Here is a 22,115-nt window from a genome sequence, read left to right on the forward strand (position 1 = left end):
GGCCCGCACCGGACACCGGTGCGGGCCCCTCGCGTCGTCGGTCCCGGGCTACGCGTACGGATGTGGACCCCGCTGCGGCGGGTGCCCGGCCCGGAGCGGCGCCCCGGGATGGTCCCGCAGCCGTATGCCGTGCAAGCGCCGCAGCCGGCGCATCTCCAGCAGGGCGATCAGGGTGACCAGGACGGGCGCGCCCAGGATGAAGACGGTGCCGAGCCGCGCCCCGAGGCCGTGCAGATCGCCGGTGGCCAGGTCGGGCAGCGCCATCAGCCAGGAGGTGACGGCCGCCAGGACCGGCGGCAGGCAGCGGTGGACGGCACCGGTGCCGAAGAAGTTGCCGTTGACCCGCAGGGCGGCCTGGATCATGAAGCCCAGCAGCCAGAGGACCACCGGGAGCAGCACCACGACGCCCCCTTGCTGCGTGAAGTACACGCACAGCAGGACCGTGCCGACCAGCGCCGCCACGAACCCCACCAGCAGCTTCAGGCACCTCAGAAGCGTGCGTCGCAGCGGCCGCAACGGCCCGCCGCGCCGCCAAACCAGCAGCATCACGCCGACCGTCAGCGGGGTGATGAGCAGCAGGACCAGGCCGGCGACCGCGATGTTCTCCACGGCCTGGGTGAAGTCGAAGTCGTGGGCCACGAACGTGTAGACCCCCAACGACACGATCAGCCCGGCGAGGACGCGGATGCGCTTGAGCCGCTCCACGGCCGGGTCGTCCGCCTCCGGTACCCACTCGGGGTGAAAGAGCCGCCAGGCCGCGTGCTTGGGGTCGGCCATCCCCCACCGGGACCGGTGCCGCCCGCTCCCCCCGCCCCACAGCCAGCGCCACAGCATGCGCGTATCCCCCGAACGAACGCGGTACCGATGATCGTCCGGGGGATATTAGCCGACAGTCCGCGCGCCGTAGGGCGAACGGCGGCTCAGGCGGTCACGGTCGCCGCTCCCGTTCCTGGCGCACCATGGCGTTGGCCAGGTGCGCCGGGTCCTGGAGGTCGCCCACCGCGACGCCCTCGACGTCCTCGTCGAGGGTGTTGTACGGGCCGAGACCGGCCTCCTTGTCGCCCTGCTCCACCTCGAGATGGCGGGCGGCCACCTCCTGCTGCTTGGCCGCCGGCTGGGCCGCCAGCCACTCGCGGTTCTCCGGCGTCAGCAGGTTCAGAAAGCTCAAGAGCGCGTCCTCGTGCACCGGGATCAACGCCCCCGCATCGTGCGGTAGGTGGCGACCAGCGACTTCGTCGAGGCGTCCAGCCCCTCGACCTCGGCGCCCTCGGTGAGCGCCGGCTCCACGCGCTTGGCGAGGACCTTGCCGAGCTCCACGCCCCACTGGTCGAAGGAGTCGATGTTCCAGACGGCGCCCTGGACGAACACCTTGTGCTCGTAGAGGGCGATGAGCTGGCCCAGCACCGACGGGCTGAGCTCCTTGGCCAGGATGGTCGTGGAGGGGCGGTTGCCCTTGAACGTCTTGTGCGTCACCAGCTCCTCCGGCACGCCCTCGGCGCGCACCTCCTCCGGCGTCTTGCCGAAGGCCAGCGCCTGGCCCTGCGCGAAGAGGTTGGCCATCAGCAGGTCGTGCTGGGCGACCAGGCGGGGCTGGAGGTCGTCCACGGGCTGCGCGAAGCCGATGAAGTCGGCCGGGATCATCTTCGTGCCCTGGTGCAGCAGCTGGTAGTACGCGTGCTGGCCGTTGGTGCCGGGCGTGCCCCAGACCACCGGGCCGGTCTGCCAGCTCACCTCGTCGCCGTCACGGCCCACGTACTTGCCGTTGGACTCCATGTCCAGCTGCTGGAGATAGGCGGTGAACTTGGAAAGGTAGTGGCTGTACGGCAGCACCGCGTGGGACTGCGCGTCCCAGAAGTTGCCGTACCAGACGCCCAGCAGGCCGAGCAGCAGCGGTGCGTTCTCCTCGGGCGGCGCGCACCGGAAATGCTCGTCGACCAGGTGGAAGCCGGCCAGCATCTCGCGGAAGTGCTCCGGGCCGATCGCGAGCATCAGCGACAGGCCGATGGCCGAGTCGTACGAATAGCGGCCGCCGACCCAGTCCCAGAACTCGAACATGTTGGCCGTGTCGATGCCGAACTCGGCGACCTTCTCGGCGTTGGTGGACAGCGCCACGAAGTGCTTGGCAACGGCCTCGTCACCCGCACCCAGGCCGCTCAGCAGCCAGTCGCGGGCCGACTTCGCGTTGGTGATCGTCTCGATGGTGGTGAAGGTCTTCGAGGCGATGATGAACAGCGTCTCGGCCGGGTCCAGGTCGCGCACGGCCTCGTGCAGGTCCGCGCCGTCGACGTTGGAGACGAACCGGAACGTCATGTCGCGGTCGGTGTAGGCGCGCAGCGCCTCGTACGCCATGGCCGGGCCCAGGTCGGAGCCGCCGATGCCAACGTTGACGACGTTCTTGATGCGCTTGCCGGTGTGGCCCTTCCAGTCGCCGTTGCGGATCCGGTCGGTGAACACCTGCATCTTGCGCAGCACGGAGTGCACGGCGGGAACGACGTTCTCCCCGTCGACCTTGACAACCGCCGACTCGGGCGCGCGCAGCGCGGTGTGCAGCACCGCGCGGTTCTCGGTGATATTGATCTTCTCGCCGCGGAACATGGCGTCCCGCAGCTCGGCGACCTTCGTCGCGGCGGCCAGCTCGCGCAGCAGCAACAGCGTCTCGTCGGTCACCAGGTGCTTCGAATAATCCAGGTGCAGGTCGCCGACCTGGAGCGTGTAGCGCTCCGCACGGCCCGGGTCCTGGTCGAACAGCTCGCGCAGATGCGTGCTCGCGAGTTGTTCGCGGTGCTTGCCCAGGGCCGCCCACTCGGACGTCTGGTCGAGCCTGCTGCGGCCATCTGCGTTCATCTCGGACATCAGCCTTCTTTGGTCTCGTATCGGCCCCGCCATCCCCCAACCTAATTGATCAGGGGACGATGGGGGCACCTCCCACTCGAGCGAAGCCGAGAGCGGGGGAGAGATGTCCGCCCGCCGTCGATCGGCTGACGCCCGTGTGTCCGTACCGGATTCACCTGCGAGGCCACTCCAACAGCGGAACGCGGCCGGCCCGGCAGGAAGGCCAAAACCTTCCGGCCGGGCCGGTCCGCCACTCTTCTGTTCCGTCCGTACCGCCGCGCGCGAGGCGTCGTCAGATCTCGCCGCGGAGCTTGGCGAGCGCCTCCGCGAGAATCGCCTCACCGTCCGCGTCCGTGCGGCGCTCCCGTACGTACGCCAGGTGCGTCTTGTACGGCTCGGTGCGCGGCGGGTCCGGCGGGTTGTCCCGGTCCTTGCCTGCGGGGAAGCCACAGCGCGGGCAGTCCCAGGTGTCAGGAATCTGCGCGTCGCCGGCGAAGCTGGGCTGTGTCTCGTGCCCGTTGGAGCACCAGAAGGAGATGCGGATGCGCGGCGCGGACTCGCCCCGCTCGGCCTCCCCCATCGGCCCCGCCCCGACCCGACTTCCTCGGATCGCGTTGCCACTTGCCACGGTCGTAACTCCCTGCGTCATGGTGCTGCGAAGCATCGACGGGATTCTTCGCTGCGGAGCGCCCCAGTCTACGTAAGGCCCAACGCGCGTCCAGTGACAGGAGTTACCCGGCCACGGAAGGACGCCGCACTCATGATAAGCCGCGCCCCCGACGGTATGTCAGTTGTCCAGCTTCATCAGGATGCCGAGAACGACGATGCAGGCGAACCAGAGGAGGCCCACGACGATGGTGATGCGGTCGAGGTTCCGCTCGGCCACGGAGGAGCCGCCGACCGAGGACTGCATGCCGCCACCGAACATGTCGGACAGGCCGCCGCCCTTCCCCTTGTGCATGAGCACCAGCATCATCAGCAGCGCGCTGAAGACGATGAGGGCGATCGAGAATCCCATGACCACGGCTGGACCAACTCTCTAGGACTGACGGACGGGAAGTACGGGCGGTTGTGATGCGGAGGGGCCGGGTCGGCGTCGTGTGACACCGGTCCCGGCCCCGACAGCCTACGACGGGCCGGGCCCGCCGTCATAGCCGCTGCTCACAGTGGTACGGAGCGCGGCCGTGACCGTTACTGGTCGCGGAATCGAACGATCTTGACGAACTCGTCCGGGTCCAGCGCCGCGCCGCCGATCAGGGCGCCGTCGACGTCCGGCTGCGCCATGATCGCGGCGACATTACCGGACTTCACCGAGCCGCCGTACTGGATCCGCACCTTGTCGGCGAGCTCCTGGCTGTACAGCTCCGCGAGGCGGCCGCGGATCGCACCGCAGACCTCCTGCGCGTCCTCGGGCGTGGCGACCTCACCGGTGCCGATGGCCCACACCGGCTCGTAAGCGATGACGATCGTCTCGGCCTGCTCGGCCGGGACGTCCTTGAGGCCGCCGTCGACCTGGGCGAGGGTGTGCGCGACCTGGTTGCCGGCCTTGCGGACGTCCAGGCCCTCACCGACGCAGAGGATCGGAGTGATGCCGTTCCTGAAGGCGGCCTTGACCTTGGCGTTGCAGACGGCCTCGTCCTCGCCGTGGTACTGGCGGCGCTCGCTGTGGCCGACGGCCACGTACGCGCACTTCAGCTTGGCGAGCATGGCACCGGAGATCTCACCGGTGTAGGCACCGGAGTCGTGCGCCGAGATGTCCTGGGCGCCGTACTTGATCTTCAGCTTGTCGCCGTCGACCAGCGACTGCACCGACCGCAGGTCGGTGAAGGGCGGCAGGACCGCGACCTCGACGGCCTCGTAGTCCTTGTCGGCGAGTGCGAAGGCGAGCTTCTGGACGTGCGCGATGGCCTCGAGGTGGTTGAGGTTCATCTTCCAGTTGCCCGCCATCAGCGGGGTGCGTTCCGTCACGGTTCTTCAGTCCTCCAGAGCGGCGAGGCCGGGGAGCGTCTTGCCTTCGAGGTATTCGAGGCTGGCGCCGCCACCGGTCGAGATGTGGCCGAAAGCATTCTCGTCGAAACCGAGCAGGCGTACGGCAGCGGCCGAGTCACCGCCGCCGACGACGGTGAACGCGTCGGAGTCGAGCAGGCCCTTCGCGACGGCCTTGGTGCCGTTCGCGTAGTCGGGGTGTTCGAAGACGCCCATCGGGCCGTTCCAGAAGACGGTGGCCGCGTCCTTGAGCTTCTCGGCGTACAGCTCACGGGTCTTCGGGCCGATGTCCAGGCCCTCCTGGTCCGCCGGGATGGCGTCGGCGGCGACCACGGTGGGGTTGGCCGGGGCCTTGGTCTTCAGGTCCGGGAAATCGGCGGAGACCAGCACGTCGACGGGGAGGACGAACTCCACGCCGCGCTCGTCGGCACGCTTCATGTACTCCTGGACCACCGGGATCTGGTCCTCCTGGAGGAGCGAGATGCCGACCTCGTGGCCCTGGGCCTTGAGGAAGGTGTACGCCATGCCGCCGCCGATGAGGATGCGGTCGGCCTTCTCCAGCAGGTGGTCGATGACACCGAGCTTGTCGGAGACCTTGGCACCGCCGAGCACCACCGCGTAGGGGCGCTTGACGTCCTCGGTGAGCTTCTTGAGAACGGTGACCTCGGCGGCGATCAGGTCGCCGGCGGCGTGCGGCAGCCGGGCCGGCAGGTCGTACACCGAGGCGTGCTTGCGGTGCACGGCGCCGAAGCCGTCGCCCACGTAGAGGTCGGCGAGGGCGGCGAGCTGGTCGGCGAACGCGCCGCGCTCGGCGTCGTCCTTGCTGGTCTCACCCGCGTTGAAGCGGAGGTTCTCCAGGACGGCCACCTCGCCGTCGCCCAGGCCCGCGACGGTGGCCTTCGCGGAGTCGCCGACCGTGTCGGTGGCGAACGCGACGGGCCGGCCGATCAGTTCGCCCAGCCGCTCCGCCGCCGGGGCGAGCGAGAAGGCGGGGTCCGGTGCGCCCTTGGGACGGCCGAGGTGCGAGGCGACGATCACCTTGGCGCCCGCCTGCGCGAGCTTGGCGATGGTCGGCTGCACGGCGCGGATCCGGCCGTCGTCGGTAATGGTGGTGCCGTCCAGCGGCACGTTCAGGTCGGCGCGGACGAAGATCCGCTTGCCGTTCACGCCGTCCTGGACGAGATCGTCGATCGTCTTCATGGTGACTCCGTGGCTCTGTTCGGAAAGTCAGTCATAGCACGGGGCCCGTACGACGCTTCATCGCGTCGTACGAGCCCCGTCGCTCACATCTCGCTGGTACTGCCCTGCGGGTCAGGCAGGGATCAGAGCTGCTCGCCGACGAAGACGGTCAGGTCGACCAGACGGTTGGAGTAGCCCCACTCGTTGTCGTACCAGCCGACGATCTTGACCTGCTTGCCCTGGGCCATGGTCAGGCCGGAGTCGAAGGTGCAGGACGCCGGGAAGTTCACGATGTCCGAGGAGACGATCGGGTCCTCGGTGTACTCCAGGATGCCCTTCAGCTGGCCCTCGGAGGCCTTCTGGAAGGCGGCGTTGATCTCGTCGGCGGTGACCTCGCGGTCCAGCTCCAGGACGAGGTCGGTGACCGAGCCGGTGGGCACGGGCACGCGCATGGCGATGCCGTCCAGCTTGCCCTTGAGCTGCGGGAGGACCAGCGCGGTGGCCTTGGCGGCACCGGTGGAGGTCGGGATGATGTTCTCCGCGGCGGCGCGGGCGCGGCGCAGGTCCTTGTGCGGGAAGTCCAGGATGCGCTGGTCGTTGGTGTACGCGTGGACCGTGGTCATCATGCCCTTGACGATGCCGAAGTTCTCGTCGAGAACCTTGGCCATCGGCGCCACACAGTTGGTGGTGCAGGAGGCGTTGGAGATGACGTGGTGGTTGGCCGCGTCGTACTTGTCCTGGTTGACGCCCATCACGATGGTGATGTCCTCGTCCTTGGCCGGAGCCGAGATGAGGACCTTCTTCGCGCCACCGGCGATGTGCTTCTCGGCGTCGGCCTTCTTGGTGAAGATGCCGGTCGACTCGATCACGATGTCGACGCCCAGCTGACCCCAGGGGATGTCCGCCGGGTTGCGCTCGGACAGCACCTTGATGGTGTGACCGTCGACGGTGATGGTGTCCTCGGTGTGCGACACCTCGGCCTTGAGGCGGCCCAGGATGGTGTCGTACTTCAGGAGGTGCGCGGTGGTCGCGGTGTCACCCAGGTCGTTGACAGCCACGATCTCGATGTCCGCACCCTGCTCCAGCAGCGCGCGGAAGTAGTTACGACCGATGCGGCCAAAGCCGTTGATGCCTACGCGGATCGTCACGAAACCGATCTCCTCGTTGGTACGGCGGTTTGTGCACCGCCGAGCTGTATGGGATGTCCCCGACCGCCTCCGACCCTACCCCCTGTACGAGACGTACGTGACATTGACATGGGGCCCTCCTTCTGCTCAGGTGAGCACCCTTGAGCCCCTCTGACGCCCTTGCGCACGGGCCCCACGTCAGTACGCACACGCCCCCGGCACCCAGTGCGGGTGTCGGGGGCGTCTACTGACAAGTAGCGATCCGGTTCAGCCGACCATGCCCTCCGCGAGGTCGTCGGCGAGATTGGATTCCGTACCCGGAATGCCGAGATCCTGTGCGCGCTTGTCGGCCATCGCGAGCAGCCGGCGGATCCGGCCCGCGACCGCGTCCTTGGTGAGCGGCGGGTCGGCGAGCGCGCCCAGCTCCTCCAGGGACGCCTGCTTGTGCTCCATGCGCAGCCGGCCGGCGGCCGCGAGGTGCTCCGGCACCTCCTCGCCGAGGATCTCCAGCGCGCGCTGCACACGGGCGCCGGCGGCGACCGCGGCCCGCGCCGAGCGCCGGAGGTTGGCGTCGTCGAAGTTGGCGAGGCGGTTGGCCGTGGCCCGCACCTCGCGGCGCATTCTGCGCTCTTCCCAGGCCAGTACCGATTCGTGCGCACCGAGCCGCGTCAACAGCGCGCCGATCGCGTCACCGTCACGGACCACCACCCGGTCCACGCCGCGCACCTCGCGTGCCTTGGCCCCGATGCCGAGCCGGCGGGCCGCGCCGACCAGCGCGAGCGCCGCCTCCGGGCCGGGACAGGTCACCTCCAGGGAGGAGGAGCGGCCGGGCTCGGTGAGCGAGCCGTGGGCCAGGAACGCGCCGCGCCAGGCGGCCTCCGCGTCGCAGGTGGCCCCCGAGACCACCTGCGGGGGCAGGCCGCGGATGGGGCGGCCGCGGCCGTCCACCAGGCCGGTCTGGCGCGCGAGCTGGTCGCCGCCGGCGACCACCCGGACGACGTACCGGCTGCCGCGGCGCAGTCCGCCGGGCGCCATCACCACGAGGTCGGAGGAGTGCCCGAAGATCTCCAGGATGTCCTTCCGGAGCCGCCGGGCCGCGATGCCCGTGTCCAGCTCCGCCTCGATCACGATCCGCCCGCTGACCAGGTGCAACCCGCCCGCGAACCGAAGGATCGACGAGACCTCCGACTTCCGGCAGCAGGTCCGGGTGACGGGGAGCCGGGAGATTTCGTCCTTCACCGCTGCCGTCATCGCCATGGGCCGATCCTTCCATGCATCCGAAAAATACGGTCGTACGCGGCCGCCAGCAGCTCGGGGTCGTGCCGAGGAGAACCGCCCCCGGGCTTTCCCTGGGAGGCTTCGCCTTGAGCGGCCACGGCCGCCAGCTCGACCTCGCTGCCGAAGAGCTCCTTGGCCACTCCGGTCAGGCTTTCCCGGTCGGGCACGGCGTCCTGATCGGCCAGCACCACGTCGAAGGCGAGTTTAGGGGCGTGTCGGGCCAAAACCTCCAAATGACGCTGCGGGGAAAACCCGTCCGTCTCCCCCGGCTGGGGTGCGAGGTTCAACGAGAGAACCTTACGTGCCTTGGTCTCCTCCAGCGCCTCGCGCAGCTGCGGCACCAGGAGATGCGGGATCACGGAGGAGAACCAGGACCCGGGGCCGAGCACCACCCAGTCCGCGTCCCGGACCGCCTCGACGACCTCCGGGACGGCCGGCGGGGCCTCGGGGACGACGTGCACGGACTGCACCTCGCCGCGGGTGAGGGCGACCGTGGCCTGGCCGCGGACGGTGGAGATCTCGTCCGGGCGGCCCTCGTGATGGCCCTTGACCAGGGCCTGGAGCTCCAGCGGCACGGCGGACATCGGGAGCACCCGGCCGTGCGCGCCCAGCAGCTTGCCGACCAGGTCCAGCGCCTGGACGTGATCGCCCAGCTGCTCCCACAGGGCGACGATCAGGAGATTTCCCACAGCGTGGTCGTGCAGCTCGCCGCCGCTCTGGAAGCGGTGCTGGATCACCCGGGCCCAGGTCTGGCCCCAGTCGTCGTCGCCGCACAGGGCCGCGAGGGCCTTGCGCAGGTCGCCCGGCGGCAGGACGCCCAGCTCGTCGCGGAGCCGGCCGCTGGAGCCGCCGTCGTCGGCGACGGTGACCACGGCGGTCAGGTCGCGCGTGATGCGGCGCAGTGCGGCGAGCGAGGCGGACAGGCCCATGCCGCCGCCCAGGGCGACGACCTTCGGGGTGGCGCCCTTCGGCGAGCTGCCCCGTACGAGCCGGCGTACGCGGCGCATTCGGGGCGCGCGGCTGGTCACTCGCGCCCCATGTCCCGGTGGACGACGACCGTCTCGACTCCTTCGGAGACCAGGCGGCGGGCGAGCTTCTCCGACATGGCGACGCTGCGGTGCTTGCCGCCCGTGCAGCCGACCGCGATGGTCACGTACCGCTTGCCCTCGCGGCGGTACCCCTCGGCGACGATCCGCAGCAACTCGGCGTAGCCGTCCAGGAACTCCTTGGCGCCGGGCTGGCTGAAGACGTAGTTGGACACCTCTTCGTTCAGGCCGGTGTACGGGCGCAGCTCCGGGACCCAGTGCGGGTTCGGGATGAAGCGGCAGTCCACCACGAGGTCGGCGTCGACCGGCAGGCCGTACTTGAAGCCGAAGGACATCACCGTGGCCCGCAGCTCGGGGACCTCCTCGCCGGCGAACTGGGCGTCCATCTTGGCGCGCAGCTCGTGGACGTTCAGGCTGGAGGTGTCGATCACCAGGTCGGCGTCGCCGCGCAGCTCGCGCAGCAGGTCGCGCTCGGCCGCGATGCCGTCGACGATGCGGCCGTCGCCCTGCAGCGGGTGCGGGCGGCGCACCGACTCGAAGCGGCGGACCAGGGCCTCGTCGGAGGACTCCAGGAAGACGATCCGGCGCTTGACGTGCGCGGCGTCCAGCGCGGCCAGGGACTCCTTGAGGTTGTCGAAGAAGCGCCGGCCGCGGACGTCGACGACCACCGCGATACGGGCGACGTTGCCCTGGGAGCGGGCGCCGAGGTCGACCATCGGCGGAATGAGCTCCGGCGGGATGTTGTCGACCACGAACCAGCCCAGGTCCTCCAGGCACTTCGCCGCCGTGCTCCGCCCGGCCCCCGACATCCCGGAGATGATCACCAGCTCGGGGATCGCGGGGCTGCGGTCCTGGTCGTCGCGGATCGGCGCCGCACCCATCTGCGCGCCTTCTCTCTCGGTCTGCTGCTCGGGGCTGCTGTCGCTCATCGTTCCTGTCCCTGTTCTGAAGGCAACGCGGCCTGCGGTGCCCCCTCATCTTCAATGATCTCTCCGGTGGCGGTGTTGACCGCCGGGGCGGCCGGAGCGGCCTGGGCCAGGGTCGCCGCGACGGTCTCGGCGGTCTTGCGGCCGACGCCGGGCACCTCGCAGATCTCCTCGATCGTCGCGGCCCTGAGTTTCTTCAGGGAGCCGAAGTGCTTCAGGAGGGCCTGGCGGCGACTCTCGCCGAGGCCGGGCACGGTGTCCAGGGGGCCCGCCGTGAGTCGCTTGCCGCGCTTGTTGCGCTGATAGGCGATGGCGAAGCGGTGCGCCTCGTCACGGACGCGCTGGAGGATGTACAGCCCCTCGCTCGTACGGGGCAGGACGACCGGGTCCTCCTCGCCGGGCACCCAGACCTCCTCCAGGCGCTTGGCCAGCCCGCAGACCGCGACGTCGTCGATGCCCAGCTCGTCCAGCGCCTGCTGCGCCGCCGCGACCTGTGGCCGGCCGCCGTCGACGACGACGAGCTGCGGCGGGTACGCGAACCGCTTGGGGCGGCCCTCCTCGTCCTTCGGTCCCGGCTCCGGCCCGGCGAGGTCCGCCGGCCCCGGCGCGGGTCCGGAGACCGGTCCGGCGGCGTCCGGTCCGGTCTCCTCCTCCCACTCGCCGGTCTTCTGCTTCTCCTGCAGATACCGCTTGAAGCGGCGGGAGATCACCTCGTGCATCGACCGGACGTCGTCCTGGCCCTGGAAGGTCTTGATCTGGAAGCGTCTGTACTCGCTCTTGCGGGCCAGTCCGTCCTCGAAGACGACCATGGACGCCACGACGTCGTCGCCCTGGAGGTGGGAGATGTCGAAGCACTCGATGCGCAGCGGCACCGAGTCCAGCTCCAGCGCCTCGGCGATCTCCTCCAGCGCCCGGGAGCGGGTCGTCAGGTCGGAGGCGCGCTTGGTCTTGTGCAGCGCGAGGGCCTGCTGGGCGTTGCGCTCGACCGTGGCCATCAGGTCCTTCTTGTCGCCGCGCTGCGGGATGCGCAGCGAGACGTTCGACCCGCGGCGCTCGGTCAGCCACTGCTGGACCGGCTCGACGGGGTCGGGCAGTGCCGGGACCAGGACCTCCTTGGGCACGGCGTCGCCGCGCTCCTCGCCGTAGAGCTGCTGCAGGGCGTGCTCGACGAGGGCCGCGCTGTCGACGTTCTCGACCTTGTCGGTGACCCAGCCGCGCTGGCCGCGCACCCGGCCGCCGCGCACGTGGAAGATCTGGACGGCGGCCTCCAGCTCGTCCTCGGCGAGGGCGATGAGGTCGGCGTCGGTGGCGTCGGCGAGCACGACGGCGCTCTTCTCCATGGCGCGCTTGAGCGCCTCTATGTCGTCGCGCAGCCGGGCCGCCTTTTCGTACTCCATCTCCTCGGCGGCCTCGCCCATCAGCCGCTCCAGGCGACGGATGTACGCGCCGGTGCGGCCGGCCATGAAGTCGCAGAACTCGTCGGCCAGTTCGCGGTGCTCCTCGGCCGAGACCCGCTCGACGCAGGGGGCCGAGCACTTGCCGATGTACCCCAGCAGGCAGGGGCGGCCGATCTGGCGGGAGCGCTTGAAGACCCCGGCGGAGCAGGTCCGGACGGGGAAGACCCGCAGCATCAGGTCGACGGTCTCGCGGATGGCCCAGGCGTGCGCGTACGGACCGAAGTAGCGCACGCCCTTCTTCTTGGCGCCGCGCATGACCTGGACCCGCGGATACTCCTCGTTGAGGGTGACCGCGAGGTACGGATAGCTCTTGTCGTCGCGGTACTTGACGTTGAACCGCGGGTCGAACTCCTTGATCCAGCTGTACTCCAGCTGGAGCGCCTCGACCTCGGTGGAGACGACGGTCCACTCCACGGCCGCGGCGGTGGTGACCATCGTGCGCGTGCGCGGGTGCAGATTCGCGAGGTCCTGGAAGTAGTTCGACAGGCGCTGACGCAGGCTCTTGGCCTTGCCTACGTAGATCACCCGCCGGTGCTCGTCCCGGAACTTGTAGACCCCCGGCGAGTCGGGGATCTGTCCCGGCTTGGGTCGATAGCTGCTGGGGTCTGCCATGTCCGCCACCCTACTGGTGACCACTGACAACCCGGGCACAGGCGAGGACACCGGGCGGCACGCGTGGAAGGCCCCGGCCCCCGGCGGAACGCGTCGCCGGGGGCCGGGGCCGGTGTGGGAGGTGGCGCTGTGGAGCCGACCGCGGAAGCCGCTGCGGGCGGCTGCCGCGCGTGGTCGGCCGCGCAGGCCGCGGGATCAGCGGCGCAGGCTGCGGGAGACGAGCGCGCCACCGACCGCCAGCACGAGCACGGTGCCGAGGGCGGTCAGCACCGCCACCAGCGGCCCGCTGCCCTCGGAGGCGGCCGCCGCGACCGGCTGGGCGGCCTGCCCGGCGGCCGGGCGGTCCGCCGCGGCGCCGGAGGGCCGGGCGGCCGCTCCGTAACCGCCGGCCTCGCCGCGCCGGTCGTACGCCGAGCCGGGCAGCTTGTCTCCGTAGGCCGCGCGCACCCGCTTCCCGTACGCGGCGACCGTCGTCCCGGCCGCGCCGACCGCCCGCCGCGCGTCCGCGTCCAGCGGCCGGACGCGGTCCCCGCGCAGGACGTACCAGGCGTCGATCTGCGGCTCGCGGAAGAGCGTGCCGCCCGCGGCCCCGGCCTTGGCCGCGTACGTCGTCTCGTCCGCGCCGGTGGCGATGTTCACCACCCGCCAGTCCTCCGCGCCCTTGGGTCGTACGGTCCACACCGACGCCTCCTGGCCGTCGGCGGAGACGGCCTTGCTGGCGAGGAAGTCGAGCTTCGCCACGGGGGCGCCGGAGCGGCCGCGCACGAAGTCCGGCGAGAGCACGTAGACGGGCACGGTGGCGCCCTCGATGCGCGGCGCCGCGGCCTTGACGCCCACCTTGCCGTCGCGGGCGAAGAAGCGCGCGAGGGTCTTCAGTGTGTCCGGCGCGGTCGCCGCCTCGTGGGCGGCGGCCACGCTCGCCGCGGCCGGCTTCCCGGGCGGCGCGGGGGTCTCGGCCGCCGACGCGGCCTGCGGGGCGAGCGCGGCGAGCGCGGTGGTCAGCGCCGCGGTGACGGCGCCCCGCTTCACGTTCCTGTGCGTCATCGCCTCAGGCTCCGATCCGGTAGAGGGAGTGCGTCCAGGAGAACTCGCTGCCGTTGACGTAGTAGCGGTAATCGCCCCAGTTGTAGCGGTTGTTGTCCGGCCAGGGGTCGCCCCAGTACACCCAGTTGTTCGCGGTGTCGAAGCCGTAGAGGACGTGCATGTGACCGCCCCCGGAGGACCACTGGATGCGGGTCTCCACGGGCCTGTTGGCGTTGATCTCGCTCTGCACGGTGCTGTAGTTCAGGTAGCCGCTGACGTAGCTGCCGGGGTTGACGCCGGCCCAGTCGAGGCCGTTCTGCACGTCCCCCAGGGTCGCCTGGCTGTTGGGACAGGTGGTGCCCTGCTGCCGCCCGAAGGAGGCGTTGCAGAACTGGTTCTGGCTGTAGTTGCGGCCGAACCACGTGGCGATGGTGTTGCCGGAGGCCGCCCAGCACCAGTTGCTGTTCTGCTGGGCCTGCATCGTGATGTTCAGCTTCTTGCTGCCGAGGGCGGTGTCGGGGGCGGCCGTCGCCGTCGCGGCGGGGAAGCCGGTGAGGACGGCGGCGACGGCCGCGATCAGGGGCCATCTGCGGCGCGTTGTGCGGGTACGGCACGAGCGTGTGCCACGGGACGGGCGGTGCATGGCGGTCCTCCCGAGGGGGGTGGGAAGAGGGAGAGGAACGCATCCGGATGATGCTGAGGAGCATCGGGTGTTGTCCGGGGCAGGTCAACACGCTTCAATGCGAGATGACGCGGGGGTGTGGACGGACGGTCCCTGGTGTGAACGTCCCCTGCCCGGCGATCTGCGAGGAACGGACAGCGCCAGCGGGACGTGTGAACTCCGGTTGTGAACGTTCACCCCGCGCACCGGAGGGTTGGCAATGGCACAGGACACCGCCGCATCGGACGTGCTGGCACAGGTGCTGCGCACCGGGCCGTTCCACCTGGCCCTGCGGGCCGCACTGGCCGAACGCGGCCTGGCCCTGCACCGCGTGCAGTACAAGCTCGCGCAGCGCGGCATCAAGGTCGGCGTCACCAGCCTCAGTTACTGGCAGCAGGGCGCCCGCCGTCCGCAGCGCCCCGAGTCGCTGCGCGCGGTGACCGCTCTGGAAGAGGTGCTGGAGCTGCCGGCCGGCTCCCTGACCCGGCTCCTGGAGTCGCAGACCCCGGTGTTCCCGGACGTGGAGCGGCCCACCGGCCGGTCGTACCGCACCCTGACCGAGGCCTCCGACGTGGTGCGCAAGCTCCTCGCCGACCTGGGAGCGCCCACGGACGGCGGGCTGCACACCGTGGGGCAGTCGGAGCGGGTGCGCATAGGAGCGCGGCGCGAGCTGCTGGACCGCGAGTCGCAGCACGTGGTGCGCGCGCACCGGGACGGCATCGACCGGTACGTCGCCATCCACTGCGGCGACGAGGGCGCCGATCCGGCGCGGATGGCCGTGCGGGCCACGGAGAACTGCCGGGTGGGCCGGGTGCGGTACGACCCCGAGGCGCCGCTCGTGGTCGCCGAGCTGCTCTTCGACACCCGGCTGCGGGCCGGCGAGACGTACGTCTTCTCCTACGGGTTCCGCGACGGGACCGCGGGCGAGAGCACGGAGTACCTGCGCGGCTTCCCGTTCCCCGGCGGGCAGTACGTCCTGCAGATCCGCTTCGACGAGGCGGCGCTCCCCGTGCGCTGCGGCCGCTTCGCGCAGGCCACGATGGCCGCGCCCCGCACGGCCCGCCAGGACCTGACCCTCACGGGCCAGCACCGCGCCGTCCACCTGGTCGACCAGTCGGTACGCCCGGGCCTGCTCGGCATCGAATGGGACTGGGGCTGAGCCCTACGGGGGCGCGGAAGCGCAGCCCTTCGGGGGACGAAGCTCAGCTCTGGGGGGGCAGAAAGGCGGCTCTTCGGGGGCGCGGAAGCGCAGCCCTACGAACCCGCGATCAGCTTGCCGCCCTTGACCTTGACCGGGATCTCCTCCAGCGGCGTGGTCGCCGGCCCGTGCACGGGCTTGCCCGTGGCCACGTCGAACCGGCTCCCGTGCAGCGGGCAGGTCGCCACTTCCTTGTCCAGCTTGTTCAGTACCGCGCCGGCGTGCGTGCACACCGAGCTGAAGCACTTGAACTCCCCCTCGGCCGGCTGCGAGACGACCAGCTTCTCCTCGGGGTAGAGCTTGGCACCGCCGACCGGTATCTCGGCGGCCGCGCCCAGCTCCGTCTCCTGCGTGGGCGCCTTCGGGGCCGAGCCCGACCCCGAACCCCCCGCGGAGCACGCGGCGGCGCCGACACAGGCGATGCCCGCGAGCGCGGCCCCTCGCAGCACGGTACGGCGGTGGAGGGGCTCGCTCATGTCATGACTCCTGCGTTCCGGGGGCGGGATGCTGTCCCCGGGGTGCGCGCCCCCTCGCGGGACGCGCGCGCTCTCAGGGGCCGACGCTGCTTCCCGACGATACCGGGACGGAATCCGCGCCCCCGGCCGGGTCCGCCGGATCGCTCGCCGTCCTCCGCAGCAGGTCCTGTTCGATCTCCTCCAGGCTGCGTCCCTTGGTCTCCGGGAGCAGCTTCCGCACGAACACGAAGGCGAGGAACGTCATCACCGCGAAGAAGAGGAAGTTGGCGCCCGCTCCGAAGGTGTCGAGGAGCGAGGGGAACACCAGCGCGACCGCCATGTTGAACAGCCAGTTGAAGATCACGCACAGACCGACCGCCGCGGCCCGCAGCCGCATCGGGAACAGCTCGGGCAGCATCACCCACTGCACCGGCCCCCAGGAGACGGCGAACGACGCGATGTAGAGGCCGATCCCGAAGAGCGTGAGGACGGACAGCAGCGCGCCGTACCCGAGTCCGCTGAGGTTCGTGACGGCCAGCAGCACCATCGCGGCGCACATGCCCAGCGCGCCCCACAGGAGCAGCGGCTTGCGCCCCTTGCGGTCGATCAGCCGCATCGCGGGCAGCGTCATCAGCATGTTCAGCGCGCCGACGCCCATCGTGGCGATGATCGCGCCGCTGTCCCCGAAGCCGACGTTGGTCAGCAGCCGGGGCGCGTAGTAGATGATCGTGTTGATGCCGACGAAGTTCTGGAAGAACACCAGCAGCATCCCGACCACGAAGACCGGCCGCAGCTTCGGCGACAGCAGGTGCCGGAAGGTCAGGCTCTCGGTCTGCTCGCGCTCGGTCCGTACGGTCTCCTCGATCTCGGCCAGTTCGGCCCGGGCCGCCTCGCCCTCCCCGCGCAGCTGGAACAGCACCCGCCGCGCCTCGTCGCCGCGCCCCTTGCCGACGAGCCAGCGCGGGCTCTCCGGCTGCGTGATGATGCCGACTGCCAGTACCGCGGCCGGCACGACGCCGAGCCCGATCATCCAGCGCCAGGCGCCGGAGTCGTGGAAGACGTAGTCGGTGACGTACGCGAGGAAGATGCCGACCGTGACCAGCAGCTGCATCAGCGAGGCGAGCCCGCCACGTACGTGCTTGGGCGCCAGCTCGGTCAGGTAGAGCGGCACGACGACGGACGCGATGCCGACGCCGATGCCGAGGACGAAGCGGAAGGCGATCAGCACCCAGACGTGCGTGGCGAGCGCCGCGCCGAGCGTGCCCAGGATGAAGACCCCGGAGGCGGCGAGGATCAGCCGCCGGCGGCCCCAGGAGTCCGACAGCCGCCCGGACAGGCCGGCGCCCAGCATCGCGCCGACCAGCAGCCCGGAGACGACCATGCCTTCCAGCAGCGGGGTCATCGGGAGGTCCCGCTTGATGTAGAGCAGCGCCCCGGAGATCACGCCGGTGTCGTAGCCCCACAGGATGCCGCCGAGGGCGCCGAAGACCCAGATCAGCCCGTTCTTGAGGCGGGAGGCCCGCTGTGTCGCGGGGGCCGCGGTTGCCATCTGCGTCACCCCTTGTTCGGCGCGATGTGGATCTTGCGGCCGGTGCCGGCCTTGAAGCGGGCGACGGCTTCGTCGAAGTCCTCCAGCCCGAACACGTCGCTGACCAGCGGATCCAGGTCGAGCCCGGAGGCGAGCACGTCGATGGCGGGCTGGAAGCTGTTGTGCACGGCCATCGAGCCGATGATGTCGATCTCGCTGTTGTAGACGGCGTACGGCGAGAACGCGGCCTTCCGGGACGGGTCCGTCACGCCGAACTGAAGGAACGTGCCGCCCTTGCGCACCCGGCCGAGCCCGTCCTCGATGGCGGGCACCGCGCCGGTCGCGTCCACGACCACCTCGAAGCCCGGCTCCTTGCCGCGCCCGAGCTTGTCCGCGCTGGTCACGGCCGCGTCCAGGCCGAACGACTCGGCGAACGCCAGCCGCTCCTCGTTCAGGTCGACCACCGAGACGGAGGCAGCGCCCGCGGTCCGTACGAGCGCGGCCATCATCAGGCCCATCGTGCCCGCGCCGTAGATCAGGTAGTGCTCGCCGGGGCGGCGCGGCAGCCGGTTCAGCCCGTGCACCGCGCAGGACAGCGGCTCGATCAGGCCGGCCGCGGCCTCGGAGAAGGACGCCGGGATCAGGTAACAGCAGCGCGCCGGGACGGCCACCTGCTCGGCGAAGCCGCCCGCCTGCGTGACGCCGATCGCCCGGTAGTCCTCGCAGAGGTTCCCGCGGCCGATCCGGCAGTAGTGGCAGGCGCCGCACGGCATGTTGGGGTCCACGGCCACCCGGTCGCCGACGGCCGGCACGGCGACGCCCTCGCCGACCGCGATCACCTCGCCGGTCAGCTCGTGCCCGGGGATCACCGGGTACGTCACCGGCGGCAGCTCGCCGCCGAGGATGTGCATGTCCGTCCCGCACAGGCCGCACGAGGAGACGCGGACGACGACCTCGCCGGGTTCAGGCCGGGGGTCCGGCACGTCGGCCGGGGCGGCTCGCCCCGGCTCGGTGACCACGACAGCGCGCATTTCGCGCCTCCACTTCGTTGTGCTGCGGCTTCTGGGTACTGCGGCTCGTGCTGGTGCGGCTGCGCCGCTTCCCGCCCCGAGGCTCCGCGCGGGGGCTCCGTCGCTCCTCGGTTCCGTGGGGCTTCGCCAGCCCTCGGTTGCCGGGAGGCTAGCTCGCACGTAAACGCTTACGCAAGCGTTTACGGCACGCTTCTCATGCGTTACGGTTTCCCCACAATCACGCACGCCGTCGGTCACGTCGGCCACGTCGGGGAGGACGACATCGGATGGCGACGATGGTGGATGTCGCACGCCGCGCGGGCGTCTCCGTGGCGACGGTCTCGCACGTCCTGAACGAGACCCGGCCCGTCCGCCCCGACACCCGCAGGTCCGTCCTGGAAGCCATCGACGAGCTGGGGTACACCCACAACACGCTCGCCCGCTCCCTCGTGACCTCGCGCACCCGCTCCATCGGTCTCGCGGTCTCCGCGATCAGCAACCCGTACTTCACCGAGATCCTCCAGGGCGTCGAGGCCGGCGCGCTGGAGGCCGGCTACAGCCTGCTGATCGCCGACCCGCACGACGACCCCGTACACGAGCGCAAGGTCGTCCAGCTGCTGCACGAACGCCGCGTGGACGGCATGATCGTCGCCCCGTCCGCCGAACCCGCCGCGCTCGTCGAGTACGTCACCAAGCGCGAGGTCCCCACGGTCTTCCTGGACCGGCTGGTCGGCGACGCGCACGACCAGGTGTGCGCCGAGAGCACGGGCCCCGTGCGGCAACTGGTCGAGCACCTGGCCGACCTGGGCCACACCCGTATCGGCCTGATCGCCGGCCTCCCCGGCCTGAGCACGACCACCGAACGCGTGGCCGGCTACCGCGAGGGCCTGCGCTCCCGCGGCCTGCCGTTCGCGCCGGAACTGCTCGCGGGCGGCAACTCCGAGGCGGAGGGCGCCGAGGACGCCACCCGGCACCTCCTCGCCGCCCCCGAACCGCCCACCGCCGTGATCACCGCCAACAACGCCATGACCATCGGCGCCCTGAAGGCCCTCGGCGAGCTGGGCCTCCGGGTGCCGCACGACATCGCGCTCGCCTGCTTCGACGACTTCTCGTGGGCGGACCTCTTCTCCCCCCGGCTCACCGCGATCTCCCAACCCAGCCGCGAGATCGGCGCCGCCGCCGTCGACCTCCTCCTGGACCGCCTCCGGACCCCGAACCGCCCGCCCCGCACCGTCCGCCTCCCCTGCACTTTCATCCACCGCACCTCCTGCGGCTGCGGGGAGTGAGGAAGAGGTGCGAGCTACGGAGGGACACCGCGACGGGGTGACTCACGCGGGGGTGCGCCGATCGGCAACCACCCCCGTACCCCGACTCCACCGCGCACCGCAGGCCGCCCCCGCGGCCGATGCCGCAGCCTCAGCCGCACCTCGGATCGGCCGCGTACAGCGGGCCGTTCCCGCACCCCGGACCGCCCCCGGAAAGGACCTCTCGTGATCGTCGTCGCCGGCGAAGCCCTCATCGACCTCGTCCCCACGAGCGCCGCGAACGGCGAGCCCGCCCCCGCGGACAGCGCGGCGGCGCTGCCCGCGCTGTCGCCGCGCCGGGGCGGCGGCCCGTACAACACCGCGGTCGCCCTCGGACGGCTCGGCTCGCCGGCCGCCTTCTGCTCACGGATCTCCACCGACGCCTTCGGCGCTTCCCTCCTGGCCGGCCTGCGGTCGGCGGGCGTCGACACCGCGCTGGTCCAGCGGGGCACCGAGCCCACCACGCTCGCGCTGGCCGACATCAGCCCCGACGGCTCGGCCGGCTACGGCTTCTACGTCGACGGCACCGCCGACCGCCTCTTCACCCTGCCGCCCGCCCTCCCCTACGGCGTACGCGCCCTCTCCCTGGGCACCTGCTCCCTCGTCCTGGAACCGGGCGCCAGTGCGTACGAGGCGCTGATGCGACGCGAGGCGGACCGCGGGGTGTTCACCGCGCTGGACCCGAACATCCGCGCCGGTCTGATCCCCGACCCGGACGCCTACCGCGCCCGCTTCCGCTCCTGGCTCCCGCACGTCGCGCTGCTCAAGCTCTCCGAGGAGGACGCGCGCTGGCTGGCCGGCGCCGACGACCTTCCGGAGGAGGCGGCTGCCACGGCGGTGGCCGGTGCGGTGAAGGAGTGGCTGGCCGCCGGCCCGGCGGCCGTCGTACTCACCCGGGGCGGCGACGGCCTGACCGTCGCGACCGCCTCCGGCGAGGTCTCCGTACCGGGCGAACGCGTCGACGTCGTGGACACGATCGGCGCGGGCGACACGGTCAACGCGGCGCTCCTGCACCGGCTCGACGCGCACCACGCCCTCTCCCCCGCCGCGCTCGCGGCGCTGGGCGAGGACTCCTGGCGCGACATCCTCGGCTACGCCGCGCGGGCCGCGGCCGTCACCTGCTCCCGCCCCGGCGCGGAACCCCCGTACGCAGCGGAACTCGCCTGAGCGGCCGCCGACCGGCCAACGGGCCGGGGCGTGTGTCGAGGCCGCCCCGACGGTTCACGCCGGACGGACGCCGCGACGGCTCACGCGAGGCAGTCGGCCCCGGCGGCTCACGCCGGGCAGGCGCCCCGGTGGCTCGCCGGGGTCACGCCAGCGACAGGAAGAGCTTCTCCAGCTTGGCGCGCATCTCGTCGCGCTCCATCTCCGGCCCCGTCCCGTCGTCCGTCAGACAGTGCTCCAGGCCCGTGGCGATGATCGCGAAACCGGCCCGGTCCAGGGCGCGGGACGCGGCGGCCAGCTGCGTGACGACCTCTTCGCAGGACCGGCCCTGCTCGATCATCCCTATGACCCCGGAGATCTGCCCCTGGGCCCGGCGCAGCCGGTTGACCGCGCCCTTCAGTTCCTCTGCTGGCAGCTCCACGGCCGTTCCTTTCCACGAATACCCCCGCGGGTATGGTAGCGCTGGTCCTTGCACCCGCATTCCCGGTACGTCTGCGAGAGGACCCCCATGGCCACCCCCGCCGCTCCCCTGTCGGTCGAAGAGCTCCGTCCCCGCCTTCCGGAGCTGACGCTCATCGACGTCCGCACGCCCGGGGAGTACGCCTCGGGACACATCCCCGGCGCCCTCAACGTCCCCCTCGACCAGCTCGACCGCGCCGTACCGGTTCTCCGCTCGGTCGCCGCGCGGGGGCCGCTCGCCGTGGTCTGCGCGGGCGGCAACCGTTCCGCCACCGCCTGCGACCTGCTCGCCGACGCCGGGGTCACGGCCGCCTCGGTGACCGGCGGTACGAGCGCCTGGGCCGCCGTCGGCCGGCCCCTGGAACGCCCGGCCGAGGGCCGCGCCGTCTGGCCCATGGAGCGCCAGGTACGGCTGGCCGCCGGCTCGATCGTGCTGGCCGGTGTACTCGCCGACCGCGTCCTGCCGGGTGCGAAGTACCTCTCCGCCGCGATCGGCGCCGGGCTGGTCTTCTCCGCCGCCACCGACACCTGCGGCATGGCGAGGGCCCTGGCCAAGCTCCCCCACAACCGCCGCCCCGCCGCCACCCCGTCCCTCACAGCCACCCTCCAGACCCTGGAGAACTGACCACACGGCGGACCGGCCGCGGCCATGAGGGCCGGCACTGCGTGGCGACGGCCCGGGACGGCATGGTGACGGCCCCGGACGGGCTCGGTACGCCACACCGAATCCGTGGTGACGGCCCCGGACGGGCTCGGTACGCCACACCGAATCCGTGGTGACGGCCCGGGACGGACTCGGGTACGCCAAACCGAATCCGTGGTGACGGCCCGGAACGGGCTCGGCTCGCCCCACCGAATCCGTGGTGACGG

The 22,115-nt window shown here is 71.3% G+C and carries 22 protein-coding genes; 4 read left to right on the plus strand and 18 right to left on the minus strand.

What is annotated here, in order from left to right; genetic code table 11:
- Positions 1-48 precede the first annotated feature (48 nt).
- The 14 genes from ABZ840_RS17335 to ABZ840_RS17400 all read right to left on the minus strand — a co-directional run bounded on the left by ABZ840_RS17335 (position 49) and on the right by ABZ840_RS17400 (position 14,109).
- Positions 49-777, minus strand: coding sequence for a hypothetical protein (locus tag ABZ840_RS17335; RefSeq protein ID WP_361560266.1), 729 nt, complete (start codon positions 775-777; stop codon positions 49-51).
- 151 nt (positions 778-928) lie between these two features.
- Positions 929-1,168 carry a hypothetical protein gene (locus ABZ840_RS17340; RefSeq protein ID WP_361560268.1) on the minus strand — a complete coding sequence of 80 codons (240 nt, stop codon included), beginning with the start codon at positions 1,166-1,168 and terminating at the stop codon, positions 929-931.
- Positions 1,169-1,191: 23 nt separating this feature from the next.
- Positions 1,192-2,844, minus strand: coding sequence for a glucose-6-phosphate isomerase (gene pgi, locus ABZ840_RS17345; protein ID WP_361560893.1), 1,653 nt, complete (start codon positions 2,842-2,844; stop codon positions 1,192-1,194).
- A gap of 280 nt (positions 2,845-3,124) precedes the next feature.
- Complete coding sequence (locus tag ABZ840_RS17350; protein ID WP_078600932.1) at positions 3,125-3,460, minus strand: RNA polymerase-binding protein RbpA; 336 nt, start codon at positions 3,458-3,460, stop codon at positions 3,125-3,127.
- Positions 3,461-3,619: 159 nt separating this feature from the next.
- A complete protein-coding gene (gene secG, locus ABZ840_RS17355; protein ID WP_199896898.1) occupies positions 3,620-3,850 on the minus strand; it encodes a preprotein translocase subunit SecG in 231 nt (76 codons plus the stop codon).
- 173 nt (positions 3,851-4,023) lie between these two features.
- Positions 4,024-4,800, minus strand: coding sequence for a triose-phosphate isomerase (gene tpiA / locus ABZ840_RS17360; protein ID WP_361560273.1), 777 nt, complete (start codon positions 4,798-4,800; stop codon positions 4,024-4,026).
- Positions 4,801-4,806: 6 nt separating this feature from the next.
- On the minus strand, positions 4,807-6,018 hold the full coding sequence (locus ABZ840_RS17365; protein WP_361560276.1) for a phosphoglycerate kinase: 1,212 nt from the start codon (positions 6,016-6,018) through the stop codon (positions 4,807-4,809).
- Between the two features lie 122 nt (positions 6,019-6,140).
- Positions 6,141-7,145 (minus strand): type I glyceraldehyde-3-phosphate dehydrogenase, encoded by a 1,005-nt coding sequence (gene gap, locus ABZ840_RS17370; protein ID WP_361560279.1) that lies wholly within the window; start codon positions 7,143-7,145, stop codon positions 6,141-6,143.
- A gap of 246 nt (positions 7,146-7,391) precedes the next feature.
- Positions 7,392-8,381 (minus strand): DNA-binding protein WhiA, encoded by a 990-nt coding sequence (whiA, locus tag ABZ840_RS17375; RefSeq protein WP_031065284.1) that lies wholly within the window; start codon positions 8,379-8,381, stop codon positions 7,392-7,394.
- Entirely contained in the window at positions 8,372-9,430 is a 1,059-nt protein-coding gene (gene yvcK, locus ABZ840_RS17380; protein WP_361560283.1) for a uridine diphosphate-N-acetylglucosamine-binding protein YvcK, read from the minus strand. The genes whiA and yvcK overlap by 10 nt, the downstream gene beginning before the upstream one ends.
- Positions 9,427-10,329 (minus strand): RNase adapter RapZ, encoded by a 903-nt coding sequence (rapZ, locus tag ABZ840_RS17385; protein ID WP_361560895.1) that lies wholly within the window; start codon positions 10,327-10,329, stop codon positions 9,427-9,429. The genes yvcK and rapZ overlap by 4 nt, the downstream gene beginning before the upstream one ends.
- Before the next feature lie 44 nt (positions 10,330-10,373).
- Entirely contained in the window at positions 10,374-12,443 is a 2,070-nt protein-coding gene (uvrC, locus tag ABZ840_RS17390) for an excinuclease ABC subunit UvrC (RefSeq protein ID WP_361560286.1), read from the minus strand.
- Between the two features lie 195 nt (positions 12,444-12,638).
- The gene (locus ABZ840_RS17395) at positions 12,639-13,487 is read right to left on the minus strand and encodes a hypothetical protein (protein ID WP_361560289.1); all 849 of its coding nucleotides are present in this window, start codon (positions 13,485-13,487) and stop codon (positions 12,639-12,641) included.
- A gap of 4 nt (positions 13,488-13,491) precedes the next feature.
- Positions 13,492-14,109: a papain-like cysteine protease family protein gene (locus tag ABZ840_RS17400; RefSeq protein ID WP_361560292.1), complete on the minus strand. Its 618-nt coding sequence runs from the start codon at positions 14,107-14,109 to the stop codon at positions 13,492-13,494.
- Between the two features lie 238 nt (positions 14,110-14,347).
- Between ABZ840_RS17400 and ABZ840_RS17405 the strand changes: the two genes are divergently transcribed.
- A complete protein-coding gene (locus tag ABZ840_RS17405) occupies positions 14,348-15,286 on the plus strand; it encodes a hypothetical protein (RefSeq protein WP_361560295.1) in 939 nt (312 codons plus the stop codon).
- 95 nt (positions 15,287-15,381) lie between these two features.
- Here ABZ840_RS17405 and ABZ840_RS17410 read toward each other — a convergent pair whose 3' ends face one another.
- The 3 genes from ABZ840_RS17410 to ABZ840_RS17420 all read right to left on the minus strand — a co-directional run bounded on the left by ABZ840_RS17410 (position 15,382) and on the right by ABZ840_RS17420 (position 18,339).
- Positions 15,382-15,801: a Rieske (2Fe-2S) protein gene (locus tag ABZ840_RS17410; protein ID WP_361560298.1), complete on the minus strand. Its 420-nt coding sequence runs from the start codon at positions 15,799-15,801 to the stop codon at positions 15,382-15,384.
- A gap of 73 nt (positions 15,802-15,874) precedes the next feature.
- Positions 15,875-17,329 (minus strand): sugar porter family MFS transporter, encoded by a 1,455-nt coding sequence (locus ABZ840_RS17415; RefSeq protein WP_361560301.1) that lies wholly within the window; start codon positions 17,327-17,329, stop codon positions 15,875-15,877.
- Between the two features lie 5 nt (positions 17,330-17,334).
- Positions 17,335-18,339, minus strand: a complete 1,005-nt coding sequence (locus tag ABZ840_RS17420) for a zinc-dependent alcohol dehydrogenase family protein (protein ID WP_361560304.1) — start codon at positions 18,337-18,339, stop codon at positions 17,335-17,337.
- A 266-nt stretch (positions 18,340-18,605) separates the two neighbouring features.
- On the opposite strand from ABZ840_RS17420, the gene ABZ840_RS17425 reads away from it, so the two are divergent.
- Both ABZ840_RS17425 and ABZ840_RS17430 read left to right on the plus strand, forming a co-directional pair.
- Entirely contained in the window at positions 18,606-19,604 is a 999-nt protein-coding gene (locus ABZ840_RS17425) for a LacI family DNA-binding transcriptional regulator (RefSeq protein WP_361560307.1), read from the plus strand.
- Between the two features lie 204 nt (positions 19,605-19,808).
- Entirely contained in the window at positions 19,809-20,789 is a 981-nt protein-coding gene (locus ABZ840_RS17430; RefSeq protein ID WP_361560310.1) for a carbohydrate kinase, read from the plus strand.
- A gap of 142 nt (positions 20,790-20,931) precedes the next feature.
- On the opposite strand, the gene ABZ840_RS17435 is transcribed toward ABZ840_RS17430, so the two are convergent.
- Positions 20,932-21,201 carry a metal-sensitive transcriptional regulator gene (locus ABZ840_RS17435; RefSeq protein ID WP_361560897.1) on the minus strand — a complete coding sequence of 90 codons (270 nt, stop codon included), beginning with the start codon at positions 21,199-21,201 and terminating at the stop codon, positions 20,932-20,934.
- A gap of 93 nt (positions 21,202-21,294) precedes the next feature.
- Between ABZ840_RS17435 and ABZ840_RS17440 the strand changes: the two genes are divergently transcribed.
- On the plus strand, positions 21,295-21,870 hold the full coding sequence (locus tag ABZ840_RS17440; protein ID WP_361560313.1) for a rhodanese-like domain-containing protein: 576 nt from the start codon (positions 21,295-21,297) through the stop codon (positions 21,868-21,870).
- The last annotated feature ends 245 nt before the right edge of the window (positions 21,871-22,115 follow it).

Origin of the sequence: Streptomyces sp. NPDC047117 (assembly GCF_040643545.1) — a bacterium.
Taxonomy (GTDB): domain Bacteria; phylum Actinomycetota; class Actinomycetes; order Streptomycetales; family Streptomycetaceae; genus Streptomyces.

Bases quoted from the DNA above. Each gene is read 5' to 3' on its own strand.
- ABZ840_RS17335 (WP_361560266.1), bottom strand. From the start codon at position 777: ATGGCCGACCCCAAGCACGCGGCCTGGCGGCTCTTTCACCCCGAGTGG.
- pgi (WP_361560893.1), bottom strand. From the start codon at position 2,844: ATGAACGCAGATGGCCGCAGCAGGCTCGACCAGACGTCCGAGTGGGCG.
- secG (WP_199896898.1), bottom strand. From the start codon at position 3,850: ATGGGATTCTCGATCGCCCTCATCGTCTTCAGCGCGCTGCTGATGATG.
- ABZ840_RS17365 (WP_361560276.1), bottom strand. From the start codon at position 6,018: ATGAAGACGATCGACGATCTCGTCCAGGACGGCGTGAACGGCAAGCGG.
- whiA (WP_031065284.1), bottom strand. From the start codon at position 8,381: ATGGCGATGACGGCAGCGGTGAAGGACGAAATCTCCCGGCTCCCCGTC.
- rapZ (WP_361560895.1), bottom strand. From the start codon at position 10,329: ATGGGTGCGGCGCCGATCCGCGACGACCAGGACCGCAGCCCCGCGATC.
- uvrC (WP_361560286.1), bottom strand. From the start codon at position 12,443: ATGGCAGACCCCAGCAGCTATCGACCCAAGCCGGGACAGATCCCCGAC.
- ABZ840_RS17395 (WP_361560289.1), bottom strand. From the start codon at position 13,487: ATGACGCACAGGAACGTGAAGCGGGGCGCCGTCACCGCGGCGCTGACC.
- ABZ840_RS17400 (WP_361560292.1), bottom strand. From the start codon at position 14,109: ATGCACCGCCCGTCCCGTGGCACACGCTCGTGCCGTACCCGCACAACG.
- ABZ840_RS17405 (WP_361560295.1), top strand. From the start codon at position 14,348: ATGGCACAGGACACCGCCGCATCGGACGTGCTGGCACAGGTGCTGCGC.
- ABZ840_RS17410 (WP_361560298.1), bottom strand. From the start codon at position 15,801: ATGAGCGAGCCCCTCCACCGCCGTACCGTGCTGCGAGGGGCCGCGCTC.
- ABZ840_RS17415 (WP_361560301.1), bottom strand. From the start codon at position 17,329: ATGGCAACCGCGGCCCCCGCGACACAGCGGGCCTCCCGCCTCAAGAAC.
- ABZ840_RS17420 (WP_361560304.1), bottom strand. From the start codon at position 18,339: ATGCGCGCTGTCGTGGTCACCGAGCCGGGGCGAGCCGCCCCGGCCGAC.
- ABZ840_RS17425 (WP_361560307.1), top strand. From the start codon at position 18,606: ATGGCGACGATGGTGGATGTCGCACGCCGCGCGGGCGTCTCCGTGGCG.
- ABZ840_RS17440 (WP_361560313.1), top strand. From the start codon at position 21,295: ATGGCCACCCCCGCCGCTCCCCTGTCGGTCGAAGAGCTCCGTCCCCGC.